12 protein-coding genes and 1 pseudogene are annotated in these 13,807 nt (G+C 64.4%); 9 read left to right on the top strand and 4 right to left on the bottom strand.

The genetic code is table 11. From position 1 onward, the window contains the following. Positions 1 to 2 precede the first annotated feature (2 nt). Both P9228_RS29800 and P9228_RS29795 read left to right on the top strand, forming a co-directional pair. A complete protein-coding gene (locus tag P9228_RS29800) occupies positions 3 to 512 on the top strand; it encodes an Hsp20/alpha crystallin family protein (protein ID WP_278056965.1) in 510 nt (169 codons plus the stop codon). Between the two features lie 371 nt (positions 513 to 883). Beyond that, the gene (locus tag P9228_RS29795) at positions 884 to 2,311 is read left to right on the top strand and encodes a hypothetical protein (protein WP_278056963.1); all 1,428 of its coding nucleotides are present in this window, start codon (positions 884 to 886) and stop codon (positions 2,309 to 2,311) included. A 41-nt stretch (positions 2,312 to 2,352) separates the two neighbouring features. On the opposite strand, the gene P9228_RS29790 is transcribed toward P9228_RS29795, so the two are convergent. Beyond that, entirely contained in the window at positions 2,353 to 3,246 is an 894-nt protein-coding gene (locus tag P9228_RS29790) for a hypothetical protein (RefSeq protein ID WP_278056629.1), read from the bottom strand. Between the two features lie 389 nt (positions 3,247 to 3,635). Between P9228_RS29790 and P9228_RS29785 the strand changes: the two genes are divergently transcribed. Continuing rightward, positions 3,636 to 5,192, top strand: coding sequence for a serine hydrolase (locus P9228_RS29785; protein WP_278056962.1), 1,557 nt, complete (start codon positions 3,636 to 3,638; stop codon positions 5,190 to 5,192). Positions 5,193 to 5,258: 66 nt separating this feature from the next. On the opposite strand, the gene P9228_RS29780 is transcribed toward P9228_RS29785, so the two are convergent. Next, positions 5,259 to 6,194: a hypothetical protein gene (locus P9228_RS29780; protein ID WP_278056960.1), complete on the bottom strand. Its 936-nt coding sequence runs from the start codon at positions 6,192 to 6,194 to the stop codon at positions 5,259 to 5,261. Positions 6,195 to 6,378: 184 nt separating this feature from the next. On the opposite strand from P9228_RS29780, the gene P9228_RS29775 reads away from it, so the two are divergent. Both P9228_RS29775 and P9228_RS29770 read left to right on the top strand, forming a co-directional pair. Continuing rightward, positions 6,379 to 7,485 carry a KamA family radical SAM protein gene (locus P9228_RS29775; protein WP_278056958.1) on the top strand — a complete coding sequence of 369 codons (1,107 nt, stop codon included), beginning with the start codon at positions 6,379 to 6,381 and terminating at the stop codon, positions 7,483 to 7,485. Between the two features lie 78 nt (positions 7,486 to 7,563). Continuing rightward, the gene (locus tag P9228_RS29770; protein WP_278056956.1) at positions 7,564 to 8,400 is read left to right on the top strand and encodes a BA14K family protein; all 837 of its coding nucleotides are present in this window, start codon (positions 7,564 to 7,566) and stop codon (positions 8,398 to 8,400) included. A gap of 151 nt (positions 8,401 to 8,551) precedes the next feature. Here P9228_RS29770 and P9228_RS29765 read toward each other — a convergent pair whose 3' ends face one another. Next, a complete protein-coding gene (locus P9228_RS29765) occupies positions 8,552 to 9,676 on the bottom strand; it encodes an alpha-hydroxy acid oxidase (RefSeq protein WP_278056996.1) in 1,125 nt (374 codons plus the stop codon). A 207-nt stretch (positions 9,677 to 9,883) separates the two neighbouring features. On the opposite strand from P9228_RS29765, the gene P9228_RS29760 reads away from it, so the two are divergent. From P9228_RS29760 to P9228_RS29750, 3 genes and pseudogenes are all read left to right on the top strand, one after another. Further along, positions 9,884 to 10,492 carry a TetR/AcrR family transcriptional regulator gene (locus P9228_RS29760; protein WP_164746757.1) on the top strand — a complete coding sequence of 203 codons (609 nt, stop codon included), beginning with the start codon at positions 9,884 to 9,886 and terminating at the stop codon, positions 10,490 to 10,492. An 83-nt stretch (positions 10,493 to 10,575) separates the two neighbouring features. Continuing rightward, positions 10,576 to 11,001 carry a globin family protein gene (locus P9228_RS29755; protein ID WP_278056953.1) on the top strand — a complete coding sequence of 142 codons (426 nt, stop codon included), beginning with the start codon at positions 10,576 to 10,578 and terminating at the stop codon, positions 10,999 to 11,001. Positions 11,002 to 11,313: 312 nt separating this feature from the next. Then, positions 11,314 to 12,187 (top strand): annotated as a pseudogene (locus tag P9228_RS29750) (ferritin-like domain-containing protein). Here the strand turns inward: P9228_RS29750 and P9228_RS29745 are convergent. Further along, complete coding sequence (locus P9228_RS29745; RefSeq protein WP_164748317.1) at positions 12,184 to 12,336, bottom strand: hypothetical protein; 153 nt, start codon at positions 12,334 to 12,336, stop codon at positions 12,184 to 12,186. The pseudogene P9228_RS29750 and the gene P9228_RS29745 sit on opposite strands and share 4 nt — an antisense overlap. Here P9228_RS29745 and P9228_RS29740 point away from each other — a divergent pair. Beyond that, positions 12,278 to 13,798, top strand: a complete 1,521-nt coding sequence (locus tag P9228_RS29740; protein WP_278056951.1) for an FAD-dependent oxidoreductase — start codon at positions 12,278 to 12,280, stop codon at positions 13,796 to 13,798. The genes P9228_RS29745 and P9228_RS29740 overlap by 59 nt on opposite strands. The last annotated feature ends 9 nt before the right edge of the window (positions 13,799 to 13,807 follow it).

The raw sequence follows: 13,807 nt of genomic DNA, 5'->3' as shown, positions 1-13,807 counted from the left end.
ACATGAGTGTTCGTGATCTGATTCCCTGGGGCCGAAACAATGGTAACCAGGTTCCAAGTGTCTTCCGCGACGGCGAACGCGATCCTTTCCTGTCGCTGCATCGCGAGGTGAATCGGCTGTTCGACGACGTCTTCCGGGGTTTCGGTTCCGGCTTGCCATCCCCAGGCGGCGTATCAGCCTTTGGTGCCGGCTGGCCGAGCGTTGAGATCTCCGACAACGAGAAGGAGATCAAGGTGGCGGCCGAAGTCCCGGGCCTGGACGAGAAGGACATCGAGGTGCTGCTTGATGATGGCGTGCTGACGCTGAAGGGTGAAAAGCGCTCCGAGACGGAGGACAAGGAGCGGCAGTTCTCCGAGCGCATCTATGGCCGCTTCGAGCGTCGAATCCCGCTGGGCTACGAGATCGAAGAAGACAAGATCGATGCCCGCTTCAAGAACGGCGTGCTGACGGTAATGCTGCCCAAGACCGCGAAGGCGCAGTCGCAGGCCAAGCGTATCGAAATCAAGAGCTGATGCCTGGATGCAGGGGTTGGACCGGCGGGTCCGGCCCCTGCGGCATGACGGAACCTCGGCGCTAGATGGAACGGCCAACGCTGGCGTAGGTGCTGGCTGGAGCGTGGCTCCCCTTCCAACGAGTGATCCGCCCGCAGCGGGCGCCAGGTGCTCGCTTGCGGCTCGATGACGTGCGGCCGACGCAGGCCATTCTAACCGTTTACCGCGCTGAGCGCAGATGCCGCTGACGGAACACCGCGCAAGCCTCTGGAAATCCGCGATAACCTTAATTCCTTCCTTCTTTTGGTCAGGCTTCCCGTACGGAACGTTAAGGGCTAGATTAGCAATTCGTTAAGTAATACGGCGGGTGTGAGCGTAAGAGGTGTGCCGTTATGAATTTCAAATCCCTGATCAAACGGGCCGAGGACGTAGACAAGGAATTTCAAGAGCTCCAGTCGGATCTGGCAGAGGCTTTCGAAGAATGTCTTTCGGCTGACGAAGAGACGTCCCCGGGATACGATTCTGCCGCCGACCTGGCGGCAAGCGAGGAGGATCCGCCGGGCGAGACTCAGTCCGAGGGTTCCGCCTCCCGGCTGACGCCGCACACCCAGACACGGTTGGCCGCCTTGGAAGCCGTTTCCGGACTCTTCCGCGACGGACAGGGTCATCTGGAGGAGATCGGGTCAAGGCTGGCCGAGATCGCCACAGCGCACCACATGACGCGCGATATCCTGAACGCCCTGCATCGCGATGCGCTGCGCGCCAATGAGCTGGAGCTGGAGAACGCCGCTCTGGGCGCCGAACACAAGGCCTTGTCGGAACAATTGCTTGACGCTACGCGCAAGCAGCGCGAACGCGACGGCGCGGCCGAGGCCTGGCAGCAACGCGAGGCAAGTCTCGTCCAGGACAGGGAGTCGCTGCGCGAGGCGCTTGCAGCGGTGCGGCTCGAAATGGTCGAGATGGGCAATGAGAGCGCCAGGCGCGAGGCTGAGTTCGGTGAGATCGTCAAGACCCTGACGGCCAAGACCGTCGAAGCCGACAGGCGCGCTGTCGAGAACAAGCTGCTGCGCGAGAAGCAGGTCGGGCTTTCGATCGAGCTGGAGCAGGCGCAAAAGCGCGAGGCCGAGGCCCGGCACAAATTCGACGAGTTCGCGGCGACCCACGCCAACGAAGCCACGCGGATTGCCGAACTTATGGCCCAGCTCGGCAGCCACGAGAAGGAGGAGGCCCGGCTGCAGAAATCGTTGGAGACGACGCAGGCCAAGCTTGCCGAGGTAACCGAAGCCGCCCGCATTGCCGAAAGCGATGGCGCGGCGGAGCTGGCGCGGAGCAGGGCAGAGCTGCGCGGCTTGCGCTCCGAAATCCAGGAGCTGCAATCGCGGCTCGAGCAGGCCTCCATCGACAAGACCGATGCGGTCGCCGAGGCGACAGGACTGAGGGCGCAGTTGAATGACGCCGTGACCGAGCGGCAGATCGCGGAAGAGAAGCTTGCCGTTCTCAGGAACGAGAGCGAATTGGACAAGAAGAATTTGTCGGTGATCAGTACCAACCTCTCGCAGCTATCGCTGCAGCAGGCGTCGGAGCAGATCCAGCTCGATATCCAGAAACAGGAATGCGAGGACCTGCGCGCCGAGGTCGAGACGCTGAATGCCCGCATCAAGGAGCTGCTGCCTTATGAGCGGCTGCACAGGGTGACGGACGCCCGGGCCCGGCAGGATGTTGTGCCCGTGACGAACGGGCATGTCACCAACGGGCATATCGTGGAGCCGGCGCGACCCACCGCCAGGCGCCGGCGAAACATGAGGGCCGCCGCGAGCTGAGGAAGGGTGTCTAGCCAGCTCAGCGCTTCATCGCTCTGGGCCTACTTGCCGGTCATCCGGTCAGCAAGCTGCTGGGCCTCGGCAAGCAGTGCCGGGAAGCCCGGATCGCCCGGCAGGCGCTCGCCCATGCAGGCGCGATAATCGCCGTCGCCTTTTTCCCAGGCGGCGTTGGCGGAATCATAGGCCTGCTGGTCCTTCAGGTCCGAGTTCTGATAGGTCTGCTGAAATTTCTGGGCAGCCGCGTCCGCCGCGGTCCAAAGCGCCTCGCAGGCCGCGATCTTCGGCACGGGCGGGGACGCGGGCGCCTCGGCGACCAGGACGCGGTCGCCCTTGACGACCGCGACGACGACCTGCTGGTCGTAGATCGGTCCGACATCCTGCGTCCAGCCGCCGAGCCGCGCGACGGCGATATCGGCGCCTTCGGGCTTCTTCAGTGAAAAGTCGAGCGTCTTCACGAATGCGGCGTCGCTGCCGATCGCCTGCGTATAGAAGGCGTCTAGCTTGAGCGCCTCCTCGATGCCGGCGGGCAGCCGCAGGCCTTCATCGTCCTCGTCGGCCTTGGACCGCAGCCAGCGCTCGACCAACCCGCGGGTCGTCGCGACGATGCTCGGGCCGGTATCGCTCTTGGCGTAGCGCAGCCCGTCCAGCATGCCGAAGCCAATATCGGAGGCGCTCAGGCTCTGCAGATTGATCGTGCCGGTTGCCGGAAAATCCTTGACCGCAAGCGGGCCGAGAATGGCGGAAAGACGCTTTTCCAGATCGGCCAGCGCCTTGGTGTTGGCGCCATCGAGCGCCTCCACTTCCGCGTTCGAGCTCTCCTGCGCCGCGATGTCGGAAATCGCCTTGTCGCGCGCGGCGATATAGTCGTCCTCCGGCGATGCCGCGAAAACCACGCCGCTCGCCAGCGCGAACAAAAACGCCCAGACCAGCCGCATGCTATAACCCCAATTCAAACCAAAGCCCTTGTGGCCTTCGCCTGACTTGGCGGCTTTTGCGTGGCGGAATCCCGGGGAGAACCCGAATCTAATATCCGGCCTTTCGCGATGATTGGCGAAAGCCGGCGCCACATCTGATCTCCCCCCAAGTGGGAGAGATGTCCGGCAGGACAGAGGGGGGCGCGAAGGAACGCAAACTTGGCGTGTCCAGAGCACAGCCATGATGTCGGGGACGGCCGGATCTTCTAAGGCGGGCGCAGGCCCAGAGGTGAGGGACGCACCCGGCGCCACACCAGTCGATTGGGAGGATGATCAGGGCGGCGCAGGGCTTGGCCAGGCCGGTGCCGGCCTGTACAATCTTAGGGTGAATGCAGGGAAGGGAGCGCGCGATGCGGCTTGGTCGGGATCTCTGTCATTTGACGGTTTTGGCCTTCATCGCCGGACTGGCGCTTTGGCCGCACGCGGCATCGGCCGATCCCCTCACGCCCGCGCGCATCGCCGCCGCCTTGCCGAAGCTCGAAGCGCTGGCGCAAGCCGCCGTCGCCGATGGTGCCGTCCCCGGCCTTGCCATCGGCGTCGTGCATGACGACAAGGTGATCTTCCTCAAGGGTTTCGGGCATCGCGAAGCCGGCAGACCGGAGCCGGTCGACGCCGACACGGTGTTCCAGATCGCCTCCCTTTCGAAGCCGATCTCGGCTACCGTCGTGGCCGCGCTGGTCAGCGACGGGGTGGTATCCTGGGATTCGAAGATCGCCGATCTCGATCCGGCCTTCCGCCTTGCCGATCCCTATCCCACCGGCGAACTCACCATCCGCGATCTTTTCACGCATCGCAGCGGCCTTCCCGGCACTGCCGGAGACGACCTTGAGGGCATCGGCTACGACCGCGCCGAGATCCTTCGCCGCCTCCGCTTTGTGTCGCCATCGTCGAGCTTTCGCGCCGGCTATTCCTACAGCAATTTCGGGCTGACCGAGGGTGCCGTGGCGGCCGCGAAGCCGACAGGCAAGCCCTGGGAGACGGTCGCGGAGGAAAAGCTCTACCGCCCGCTTGGAATGGCCGCGACCAGCTCCCGTCACGCGGACTTCATCAGCCGCGCCAATCGCGCCGCGCTGCATGTCAAGATCGACGGCGTCTGGGCCGCAAAGGTCAAGCGCAATGTCGATCCTCAGGCGCCAGCGGGCGGCGTGAATTCCAGCGCGCGCGATCTCATGCAATGGATGCGCCTGGTGCTCGGCGACGGGGTTTATGCCGGCCGGACGCTGATTGCTTCCGATGCGCTGCGACAGACGCATCTGCCCCAGATGGCGCTCGGCCGCAATCCCGTAACCGGAGGCGAGTCTTTCTATGGCCTCGGCTGGAATATTGATTTCGGCCGGCACGGCCTGAGCTGGGGCCATGCAGGCGCCTTCAGCGTCGGTGCGCGTACGGTGGCGACGCTGTTTCCGCAGGAGAAGCTTGGCATCGTTATCCTTACGAACGCCTTCCCGACCGGTGTCCCGGAAGGGTTGTCCGACAGCTTTGCCGATCTGGTCTTCGACGGAAAAGTCGAAAAGGACTGGGTCGAGGCCTGGGACGGAATCTATGCCGGGATGCTGGGTCCGGCGATCGCCGCGGCCAAGGCCGAATATGCCGCGCCTCCGTCTCCGCCAAGGCCGGCCCGGCCGGCCAGCGCCTATTCCGGCCGCTACGGCAATGACTTCATCGGCGGCGTGACCGTGTCGAGCGCGGGCGACGGCCTTGTGCTCGAGGTCGGACCGGCCGGAGCGCGGTCCTATTCGCTGACGCATTTCGACGCCGATCTGTTCCTGACCCATCCCGACGCCGAGACGCCGGACCGGCCGGCGGGCGTGAGCTTCGTCGTCGGCCCCGACGGCAAGGCCTCGGCGATGACGATCGAGTTCCTCGACGACAATCATCTGGGCAGGCTGCAGCGGGTGGGAGACTGATCGCTTCACCCAGAGCCGTGCGGCGATTCTGGGTGAACGACAGCATCAAAACAAAGACCAGCGGGCTCAGGATGCCTGCCCGTAGCGGAGCAGCTTGAAGCAGTCGCCGCTGCCCGTCTTTGTCTGCGTCAGCACCGATTTCGCGCGGTCGATCCATTCCTGCTGCGATTTGGTGTCGGTCTCGATCGCATCAACCGGTGCAAGGGCGACGAAACTCTTGCCCTTGCTGAAGAGCCAGCAGGCGCGGGCGAGAAACCGCCTGCTGCGCTGGCGCAGCAGGTCGGCGTCATAGAGGATGTCGAGCACCTCGTGCTTGATCTTCGGTTCCTTGTCGGGCTTGGCGACCGCGGCCTCCACCGCCTCGTCGCCGATCGCCTCATGCAGGTCCTTGTAGTCGAGGGCTAACTGCGTCGTCGCGTATTTGATCTCGTTCTCGTCGCGCACGATGTTGAACCACAGCGTCGGATCGATCTCGTTGACGACAAAGGTGGCTTCGAGGTCGCGCGACAGGTTCAGGATTTCGAAGTCTCGAACATCGACATCACGTTCGACCAGCAGGATCTTTTCGACCTGCTTGGCGAGCTCCGTTCCCCTGGCGGTGATCGCGGCGTTGCTTCCGCCGTGTTCGGGGCCGACATAGGCGCTGCCCTCATCCAGTATCTCGTCGAACTCGCCCAGCGTTTCGATGACGGGGGCGCCGCGGGCAACGCGCGCCGCCAGTTTGGCGAGAACCTGCTGCAGCTCGGTCTCGCGCTTGCGCTGGTCCTGATAGTTCTGCTGGAAGAAGAAGATGAACAGCGAAACGCCGATGCCGATCAGGATCACGCCTAGCTGCGAAAAGATGTTGCGATAATATTCCAGCAGCTTTTCGCGATGGCGCAGTTCGTCGCGCACGCTGTGCGCCACGCGCAGATTGACGATCAGCGAAATGATCAGCAGCCCGGCGCCGACCAGGATGAGCCCACCGATGAGAAGGTAGCCATGGCCTGCGCTGAAATCCATTCGTCTCGCCCCCCGAAGCCTGCGCCAAATTAGCGCCAATTTCGTCGCGCTCAAAGCCACGAGACAAGCCGGGCATCAGGCCCGGCCGGTCTCGCGCGCCACTCCACCGTTCTGCGGCAACCAAAACGATTGACCCGGCCATCCATCCGGCCGATATCCCGCGCAAGTTCGTACCGAGACCCCAATGACCTCAAATACCGATCTCAAGGAAGCCGCGCGCGGACCCGACGCCGCCTGGCAGGACGACGTGCGTGCCGGCGTGCGCCATGTGCGCGACCTCGCAGCCCTGCCGCTCTCACCGGCCGAGCGCGCCGCTGCGCAGCAAGCCGCCGCCGCCCACAAGGTGCGCGTGCCGAAAGCCTATCTCGACCTGATCGACTGGAACGATCCGAACGATCCGATCCGCGCGCAGGTGATCCCATCGCCGGACGAATTGATCACTGCCGAGGGCGAGCTCGGCGATCCGATCGGCGATCACGCCTTCAGCCCGGTGCCCAGGCTGACCCATCGCCATGCCGACCGCGTGCTCTTGTTTCCGACCTATCAATGCGCGGTCTATTGCCGCTTTTGTTTTCGCAAGGAGGCGCTGACTTCGATCGGCCGCGGCTATACGCGCGAGGCGCTGGAGCCAGCCCTCGCTTACATCGCCCAACATAGCGAGATCCGCGAGGTGATCCTGACCGGCGGCGATCCGCTGTCGCTGCCCGACAAGGCGCTCGCCGAAATCCGCGCCCGCATCGAGGCCATCCCGCATGTGCGGCTCCTGCGCATCCACACCCGCGTGCCCGTGGCGCTGCCGTCGCGCATCACGCCCGGCCTGACGGCATCCCTGCAGGGAAGACTAATGGTGACGGTCGTCACCCACTTCAACCACCCGCGCGAGATTACGCCGGCCACCGAAACGGCTTGCCGGACCATGCGTCAGGCGGGTTTTGTTCTGCTTAACCAGAGCGTTCTCTTGAAGGGCGTCAACGACAAGGTCGAGGTGCTGGAAGAGCTCTGCCGCGAGCTGATCTATCGGCTGGGCGTAAAACCTTACTATCTTCACCATGGTGATCTGGCGCCGGGCATGGCGCACCGCCGCACCACGATTGCTGAGGGCCAGGCGCTGGCCGCGGAACTGCGCCGGCGCCTCTCCGGCATCTGCAACCCGACTTATGTCATCGATTTGCCCGATGGCGGCGGCAAGGTGCCGCTCGGCCCCAGCCACATCGAGGGCCGGGACAGCGAGACATGGCGGATTCGCGGGCAGGACGGGAAGGTGAGGGAGTATGGCGAGGTGGTCGCCTAGTTCCTCATCTCGAGAGGCGGCAGAGGAACTCCCATCCCGCCCCCCGCATTGTATAGCGGGGGGTCGAAGGAGAGCAGCGTGAAGGCATTGTTGGGAATCGTCGGCGGCTTCGTGCTGACCCTGGCCGTGTTTGCCTCAGGGCTCGCCTTCGCCACTTGGCTGCTGGCCGCCAAGCCGGTGCGCCAGGCAACGCCGGCGATCGGCGTTTCGGAGCTCTGGACCAAGGACGCCAGGCCCGTCGATCCGGCGAAGCAGGATCTCGAGCGCATCCCGGCCCAGCAGGCCGCCGGCGCGTCCGTTAAGGCGGACGAGGGGGCCAAAGCGGCGGATACGGCCACGCAGACCGCAGCTCTCCCAACGCCGCAAGCCGCCGCGCCGCGGCAGTTGCAGCCCTTGCCCGAGATCTCTCCGCCCAATGGTTCACAGGCGGGCCAGGCCGATGCGGCTGAACAGCCTTCGGAGCAGGCGCCAGCCCAGCAGGTACAATTGCCCGCCGCGCATCTCGAATGGTGCGCCAACCGCTATCGCAGCTACCGCCCGCAAGAAAACAGCTACCGCTCCTACAGCGGGGAGATTCGCCCCTGCATCTCGCCCTATTTCGATCCGGGCGGCGATCGCACAGCCTCGACCGACGGGCGCCAACCCGATCAGCCCTGGATGAACAATCAAGGCGAGGTGACTGACGACGAGGCCGAGGTGGAAGGCTACGCCACGACACGGGACGGCTACGCGACGACTTATGGCGGCCCGCCGGAAGAGATCTTGCCGGAGGAGCAGCCTTCCAGGGACCGGCTGTTGGGCCCGCAAATGTCGGGCGACCATATCGACTCCTGCTTCAGCCGCTATCGCTCCTACGATCCGCAGGACAACACCTACCAGCCCTATGACGGCGGCCCGCGCCGGCAGTGCGAGTAGGGCAGGCCCACGTTCCTGCGAAGTGACGCTTGGCTCCTGAAGGCGCCCCTTGGGGGGAGATGGTCGGTAGACCAGCGGGGGGTGCATATCGAATGGCTAACGTTAGCGCCGCCCTTCGGCATCTTCCCGCCGCGAACGGGAGATGATCGGCTCAATTCAGCACTCGGCCATCAATCTCCGCGACGCTCGTTGTCCCGGTCAGCGCCATGGTGACGGACAACTCCTTGCGCAGAATGTCGATTGCCGTCGCCACGCCCGCCTCGCCGCCGGCGCCGAGGCCGTAGATATAGGCGCGTCCGACCAGGCAGGCTCGGGCACCGAGAGCCAGCGCCCGCATCAGATCCTGGCCTGAGCGCACGCCGCCGTCGAACAGCATCTCGACATCGGAGCCCACCGCGTCCGCTATCCTCGGCAGCATCGAGATGGTTGACGGCGCGCCGTCAAGCTGCCGGCCGCCATGGTTGGACACCACAATGGCGTCGGCGCCGGCCCTGCTGGCGCTGCGCGCGTCGTCGACATTGAGGATGCCCTTGAGGATCAGCTTGCCCGGCCAGATGCTCCTGATCCAGTCGACATCGCTCCAACTCAGCGTCGCGTCGAACTGATGCGCCACCCAATCCGCCACCGCCTTGATGCTGTCCTCGCCCTTCACATGGCCGGCGAGGTTGCCGAAGGTCCAGCGTTTGGCCGAAAGCATGCGGGCCGCCCAGGCCGGGCGGCTGGCGATGTCGAGGATCGTGCGAAGTTTGAGCGCCGGCGGCACCGAAAGCCCGTTCCTGACATCGGCGTGGCGCTGGCCCAGCACTTGCAGGTCGACCGTGAGTACCAGCGCGCTGCAGCGCGCGGCGTCGGCGCGTTCGATGAGCGAGCGCACGAAGCCGCGATCCTTCATCACATAGAGCTGGAACCAGAATGGCTTGCCGACAGCTTGCGCCACATCTTCGATCGAGCAGATCGACATCGTGCTCATCGTATAGGGAATGCCCGCAGCTTTTGCCGCCCGGCAGGCGAGGATCTCGCCATCGGCCCATTGCATGCCGCCGAGGCCGATCGGTGCAAGGGCTATCGGCAGCGACACCTTCTCACCGAGGATCGTGGTTGCCGTGTCGCGCTGCTCGACATCGACCAGGACGCGCTGCTTGAGCGTGATGCGCTCCAGGTCGGCGCGGTTGGCGCGCAGCGTCTGCTCGGCATAGGAGCCGGACTCCGCATAGTCGAAGAAGACGCGCGGCACGCGGCGGCTCGCGGCCCGGCGCAGGTCCTCGATGCAGGTCATGCCCTTGAGCAGTTGCGGCGCCGCCGATGTTGCCCTGATCTCGTCGGGCAAAGTCACGATGCCCGTCGGAACATCGAGTGGCGTGGGGACTGCTCGTTCCATCGTCGTCCTCCCATAAAATATTAGCGAATGCTGATTATTGAAGGTCGCGTGGCCGCTGATGTAAATTCACTAGCGAGTATACTTACGGCAACGGCAGCGCGCCCCATGCCCAGAGCGTCCGACGAGACCAGGCCCGAGATCCTCCAGGCGGCTTACAAGCTGTTTCGCCGCCGGGGCTTTTTCCGCGTTGGCATGGACGAGATCGCCGATGCCGCCGGCGTCACCAAGCGCACGCTCTACTATCATTTCGACAGCAAGGACGCGCTCTTGACCGCCGTGCTCGCTTCGCAGCATGAGCGTACATTCGCCGACTTCCAGAATTACGGCATCGAGTTTTCGGGCGGCGCGGACGTGCTGATCGACAAGCTTTTCGAGGGGCTGGTCAAGTGGTCGTCCAAGCCGCGCTGGGCGGGCTCCGGCTTCACCCGGCTGGCGATCGAGCTTGCCGACCTGTCCGGCCACCCCGCGCGCGTGATCGCGCGCCAGCACAAGGCGCTGATGGAGCGTCATCTGGAAATGCTGCTCGCCGAAGCGAAGGTGCCGTCGCCGAAGGAACGGGCCCGCGAGCTATTCCTGCTGATCGAGGGCGCCATGGTGATGATCCTGATCCACGGCGACCAGAGCTATTGCAGCGCCGCGGCGGATGCGGCGAAGCGGCTGATGGCAGCCGAGGTGGAGTTTCCGCAACACGATACCCGCCCAACACACGCCTGAAACACACCCGCTCCACAACCGGCATGCCAGCGAAACGCTCGCGCCGGATGTTTGCAGCCTAGCAAATGCGGAGGAGCACGCCGATGACACCCGACCAGATCAGGCTTGTGCAGGACAGTTTTCGCGAGGTCGTGCCGATCAAGGAGGCGGCCGCGGCCTTGTTCTACGAGAAGCTGTTTGCCATCGACGCCAGCCTCAAGGGGCTGTTTCGCGCAACGGACATGAGCAGGCAGGGCGCCAAGCTGATGGCGGCGCTGGGCTTCGTCGTGCATGGCCTTTCCCGCGCCGAGACCATCCTGCCCGCCGTGCAGGATCTCGCCAGGCGCCATGTCGGCTATGGCGTCGAGGAGCATCATTATCCGATCGTCGGTCAGGCGCTGATCGAGACGCTGGAGGCGGGCCTGGGCGAGGCCTTCACGCCTCAGGTCCGCGAGGCCTGGCAAGCCTCCTACGGCCTGCTCGCCGGCGTCATGATCGCCGCAGCCCGTGAGGTGGAGCTGGCGGCTTGAGCTCTCGTCAGGCTGGAGCGCGAAGCCGAGCGCGGCAGGCGATCTCCTGGGCCTTGTTCATGGCCCGGAGGTCGCGGCGAGGCGCCCGTCGCCCTGCCTGCAAGCCCGGCGCCCGCCCGGGCGACAGGGCTCGAGCCATTGACTGCGCAAAACCGCACCGGCGCCACGCGAGCCGTATCGCGGCCGCATCAGGCTCCCCCAGGCAAAGCCATATCGGCTTCTTTTCAGGAACATTCTGCCTTCTGCGAAGTTTGGCGGCTGGCCCGCTCATTGAGGCCAAACCGGTTGACAGGCGGGCTTCGGGAGGAAGCTATGACCGCTGTCACGCCTTCACTTCATGTTTGTCGCCGCCGGGCACTGCAAATCGGTCTTGGAGCGCCCCTTGCTTCAGCGGCCGGCGTTGCTTCGACTTCGTCTGCTGCCGCGCAGGACGACATAAAAGACGAAGACATTTTCCGCTTCGCGCTCAACCTGGAATATATGGAGGCCGAATATTACCTCCGCGGCACCACGGGAAAAGGCATCGAGGACTCAGACATCGGTTCCAAACCCGGCGATGTCGTCGGCGGCAAAAAGGTTGCCTTCGATACGCCCGCGGTCGGTGAATTCGATGCGCGAGGTCGCGGAAAACGAACTTGCCCATGTCAGGTTCTATCGCAAGACGCTTGCGTCGAATGCGGTGGACCGGCCGGCGATCGATTTCGATGCCGGCTTTGCCGCGGTCGCCAAGGCGGCCGGCCTCGGCGACGATTTCGATGCGTTTGGCAACCAGATGAATTTCGTGCTCGGCGGCATGCTGTTCGAGGACGTCGGTGTGACGGCCTACGCCGGTGCGGCAACTGTCCTGAAGAACAAGGAATTCCTCGCTGCTGCGGCTGGAATTCTCGCGGTCGAGGCCTATCACATGGGAATGGCGCGGTCGTCGCTCTATCGCATGGGCGAGAAGGCCTGGAAGGCGGCGAATGCGGTTTCCGACGCACGCGACAAGATCGATGGGAACGAGGACAAAGACCAGGGCATTCAGGTTGACGGCAAGGCCAACGTCGTTCCTTCGACGCCGGATGCGATTGCCTTCACAAGGACGCCGCAGGAGGTGCTGCGCATCGTCTATCTGACCGATCAGTCGGGTGTGAGCAAGGGCGGCTTTTACCCGAACGGGATGAACGGAACGCTCAAGAGCACCTAGCCGTTGAAGTGGAGCCGGTCACGATGATCTGCAACCCGGGCCGAGCAGCATTCGGCGCGGGCATCCGATTTCGTTTCGACGAGGCAGGCAATGAACGTCAGCAGCGAAGCGACCAGATCTTTTTGGACACTCGACACCAGCTTGCCCAACGCGCCTCGCCTCGAGCGGGATGAGCATTGTGACGTAGCCGTCATCGGCGCCGGCATCGCCGGCGTTTCCATCGCCTACGAACTGGCCTTGGCGGGACGCAGGGTGGTGCTCGTGGATCGCGGCCCCTTGCTCGGCGGCATGACATCGCGCACGACCGCCCATCTGGCACCCATCTGCGACGACGGCTTGAGCGCGCTGATCGACATGCGCGGCGAGGCTCTGGCGCGCGGATTCCAGGAAAGCCAGCAGGCCGCCGTCGACCGCATCGAACGCCATGTCGCCACGCTGGAGATCGACTGCGATTTCCGCCGGCTGGAAGGCTTCCTGTTTCCGGCCGCATGGATGGACGAGAAAGAGGCCGCCAGAGAATGCAACAAGGAGTATGCGGCTGCGGCAAAGATCGGCGCCGAAGCTGAGCATGGCAAGGGTGTGCCGCTCAAGGGCCATGAATCGGCGCCCATCCTGCGCTATCCAGACCAGGCGACCTTCCACCCGCTGAAATATTTGCGCGCGCTGCTGGCCGATTTCGAGAAACGAGGCGGCAAGGCATTCGCCGACAGCGCCGTCACCGAAATCGAGGAGGGGGACAAGGTTCGCCTGAAATGCGACGGCGGCTCCACCGTAACGGCTTCGAACGCAGTGTTTGCCACCAATTCCCCGATCAACACCTGGGTCAAGATCCACAGCAAGATGGCGCCTTACCGCACCTATGCAATGGCTTTCGACATTGCCAGGGGAACCCTCCCGGATGCGCTCTACTGGGACATGGATGATCCCTATTACTATGTCCGCCTCAATCCCGGTCCCGGCAAGACGGACTGTCTCATCGCCGGCGGCCGCGATCACAAATCGGGCGAAGCGGATGACGGCGCGGCGCGCTTTGTCGCGCTCGAAGCCTGGATCAGGGCATTGGTGCCCGATCTTGGCGGAGAACGAGCGCGATGGTCCGGTCAGGTCCTCGAAACGATCGACTATTGCGGCTTCATCGGCCGCAGCCCCGGCAACGGCAACGTCTTCATCGCCACCGGCGACTCCGGCCAGGGCATGACGCATGGCGCCTTGGCCGGACTGCTCATCCGCGATCTGATCGTGGGCGGATCGAACTCCTGGGAAGCCGTCTACGCCCCCGACCGGACGCCGCCCGCCGCGCTCGCGCATTACGTCAATGAGAACCTTACGACGGTGAAGAACCTTGCCGGCTATTTGCTGCCCGGTGAGGTCAAGTCGGCCGACGCCCTCGAGCCCGGCGAAGGCGGCATCCTTCAGGACGGCTTGAGCAAGTTCGCCGTGTGCCGCGATCGCGACGGCAAGCTGCACCGGCATTCGGCCAGTTGCACGCATCTCGGCTGCATCGTGCACTGGAATTCGACCGAGCAATGCTGGGATTGCCCCTGCCACGGCTCGCAGTTCGCGCCGGACGGGACTGTTCTCAACGGCCCGGCCATCCGGCCTTTGGGATAGTTCGGCTGA

The organism is Mesorhizobium sp. WSM4898 (assembly GCF_029625845.1).
In the GTDB taxonomy this organism is placed as follows: Bacteria; Pseudomonadota; Alphaproteobacteria; order Rhizobiales; family Rhizobiaceae; genus Mesorhizobium.
The sequence above is the reverse complement of the archived record's forward strand: the minus strand, read 5'-3'. Positions and strand labels throughout refer to the sequence as shown.

Coding starts and splice junctions, on each gene's coding strand:
- P9228_RS29755 (WP_278056953.1), top strand. CDS start 10,576: ATGACACCCGACCAGATCAGGCTTGTGCAGGACAGTTTTCGCGAGGTC.
- P9228_RS29765 (WP_278056996.1), bottom strand. CDS start 9,676: ATGACCTGCATCGAGGACCTGCGCCGGGCCGCGAGCCGCCGCGTGCCG.
- P9228_RS29785 (WP_278056962.1), top strand. CDS start 3,636: ATGCGGCTTGGTCGGGATCTCTGTCATTTGACGGTTTTGGCCTTCATC.
- P9228_RS29795 (WP_278056963.1), top strand. CDS start 884: ATGAATTTCAAATCCCTGATCAAACGGGCCGAGGACGTAGACAAGGAA.
- P9228_RS29800 (WP_278056965.1), top strand. CDS start 3: ATGAGTGTTCGTGATCTGATTCCCTGGGGCCGAAACAATGGTAACCAG.
- P9228_RS29760 (WP_164746757.1), top strand. CDS start 9,884: ATGCCCAGAGCGTCCGACGAGACCAGGCCCGAGATCCTCCAGGCGGCT.
- P9228_RS29775 (WP_278056958.1), top strand. CDS start 6,379: ATGACCTCAAATACCGATCTCAAGGAAGCCGCGCGCGGACCCGACGCC.
- P9228_RS29740 (WP_278056951.1), top strand. CDS start 12,278: ATGAACGTCAGCAGCGAAGCGACCAGATCTTTTTGGACACTCGACACC.
- P9228_RS29780 (WP_278056960.1), bottom strand. CDS start 6,194: ATGGATTTCAGCGCAGGCCATGGCTACCTTCTCATCGGTGGGCTCATC.
- P9228_RS29790 (WP_278056629.1), bottom strand. CDS start 3,246: ATGCGGCTGGTCTGGGCGTTTTTGTTCGCGCTGGCGAGCGGCGTGGTT.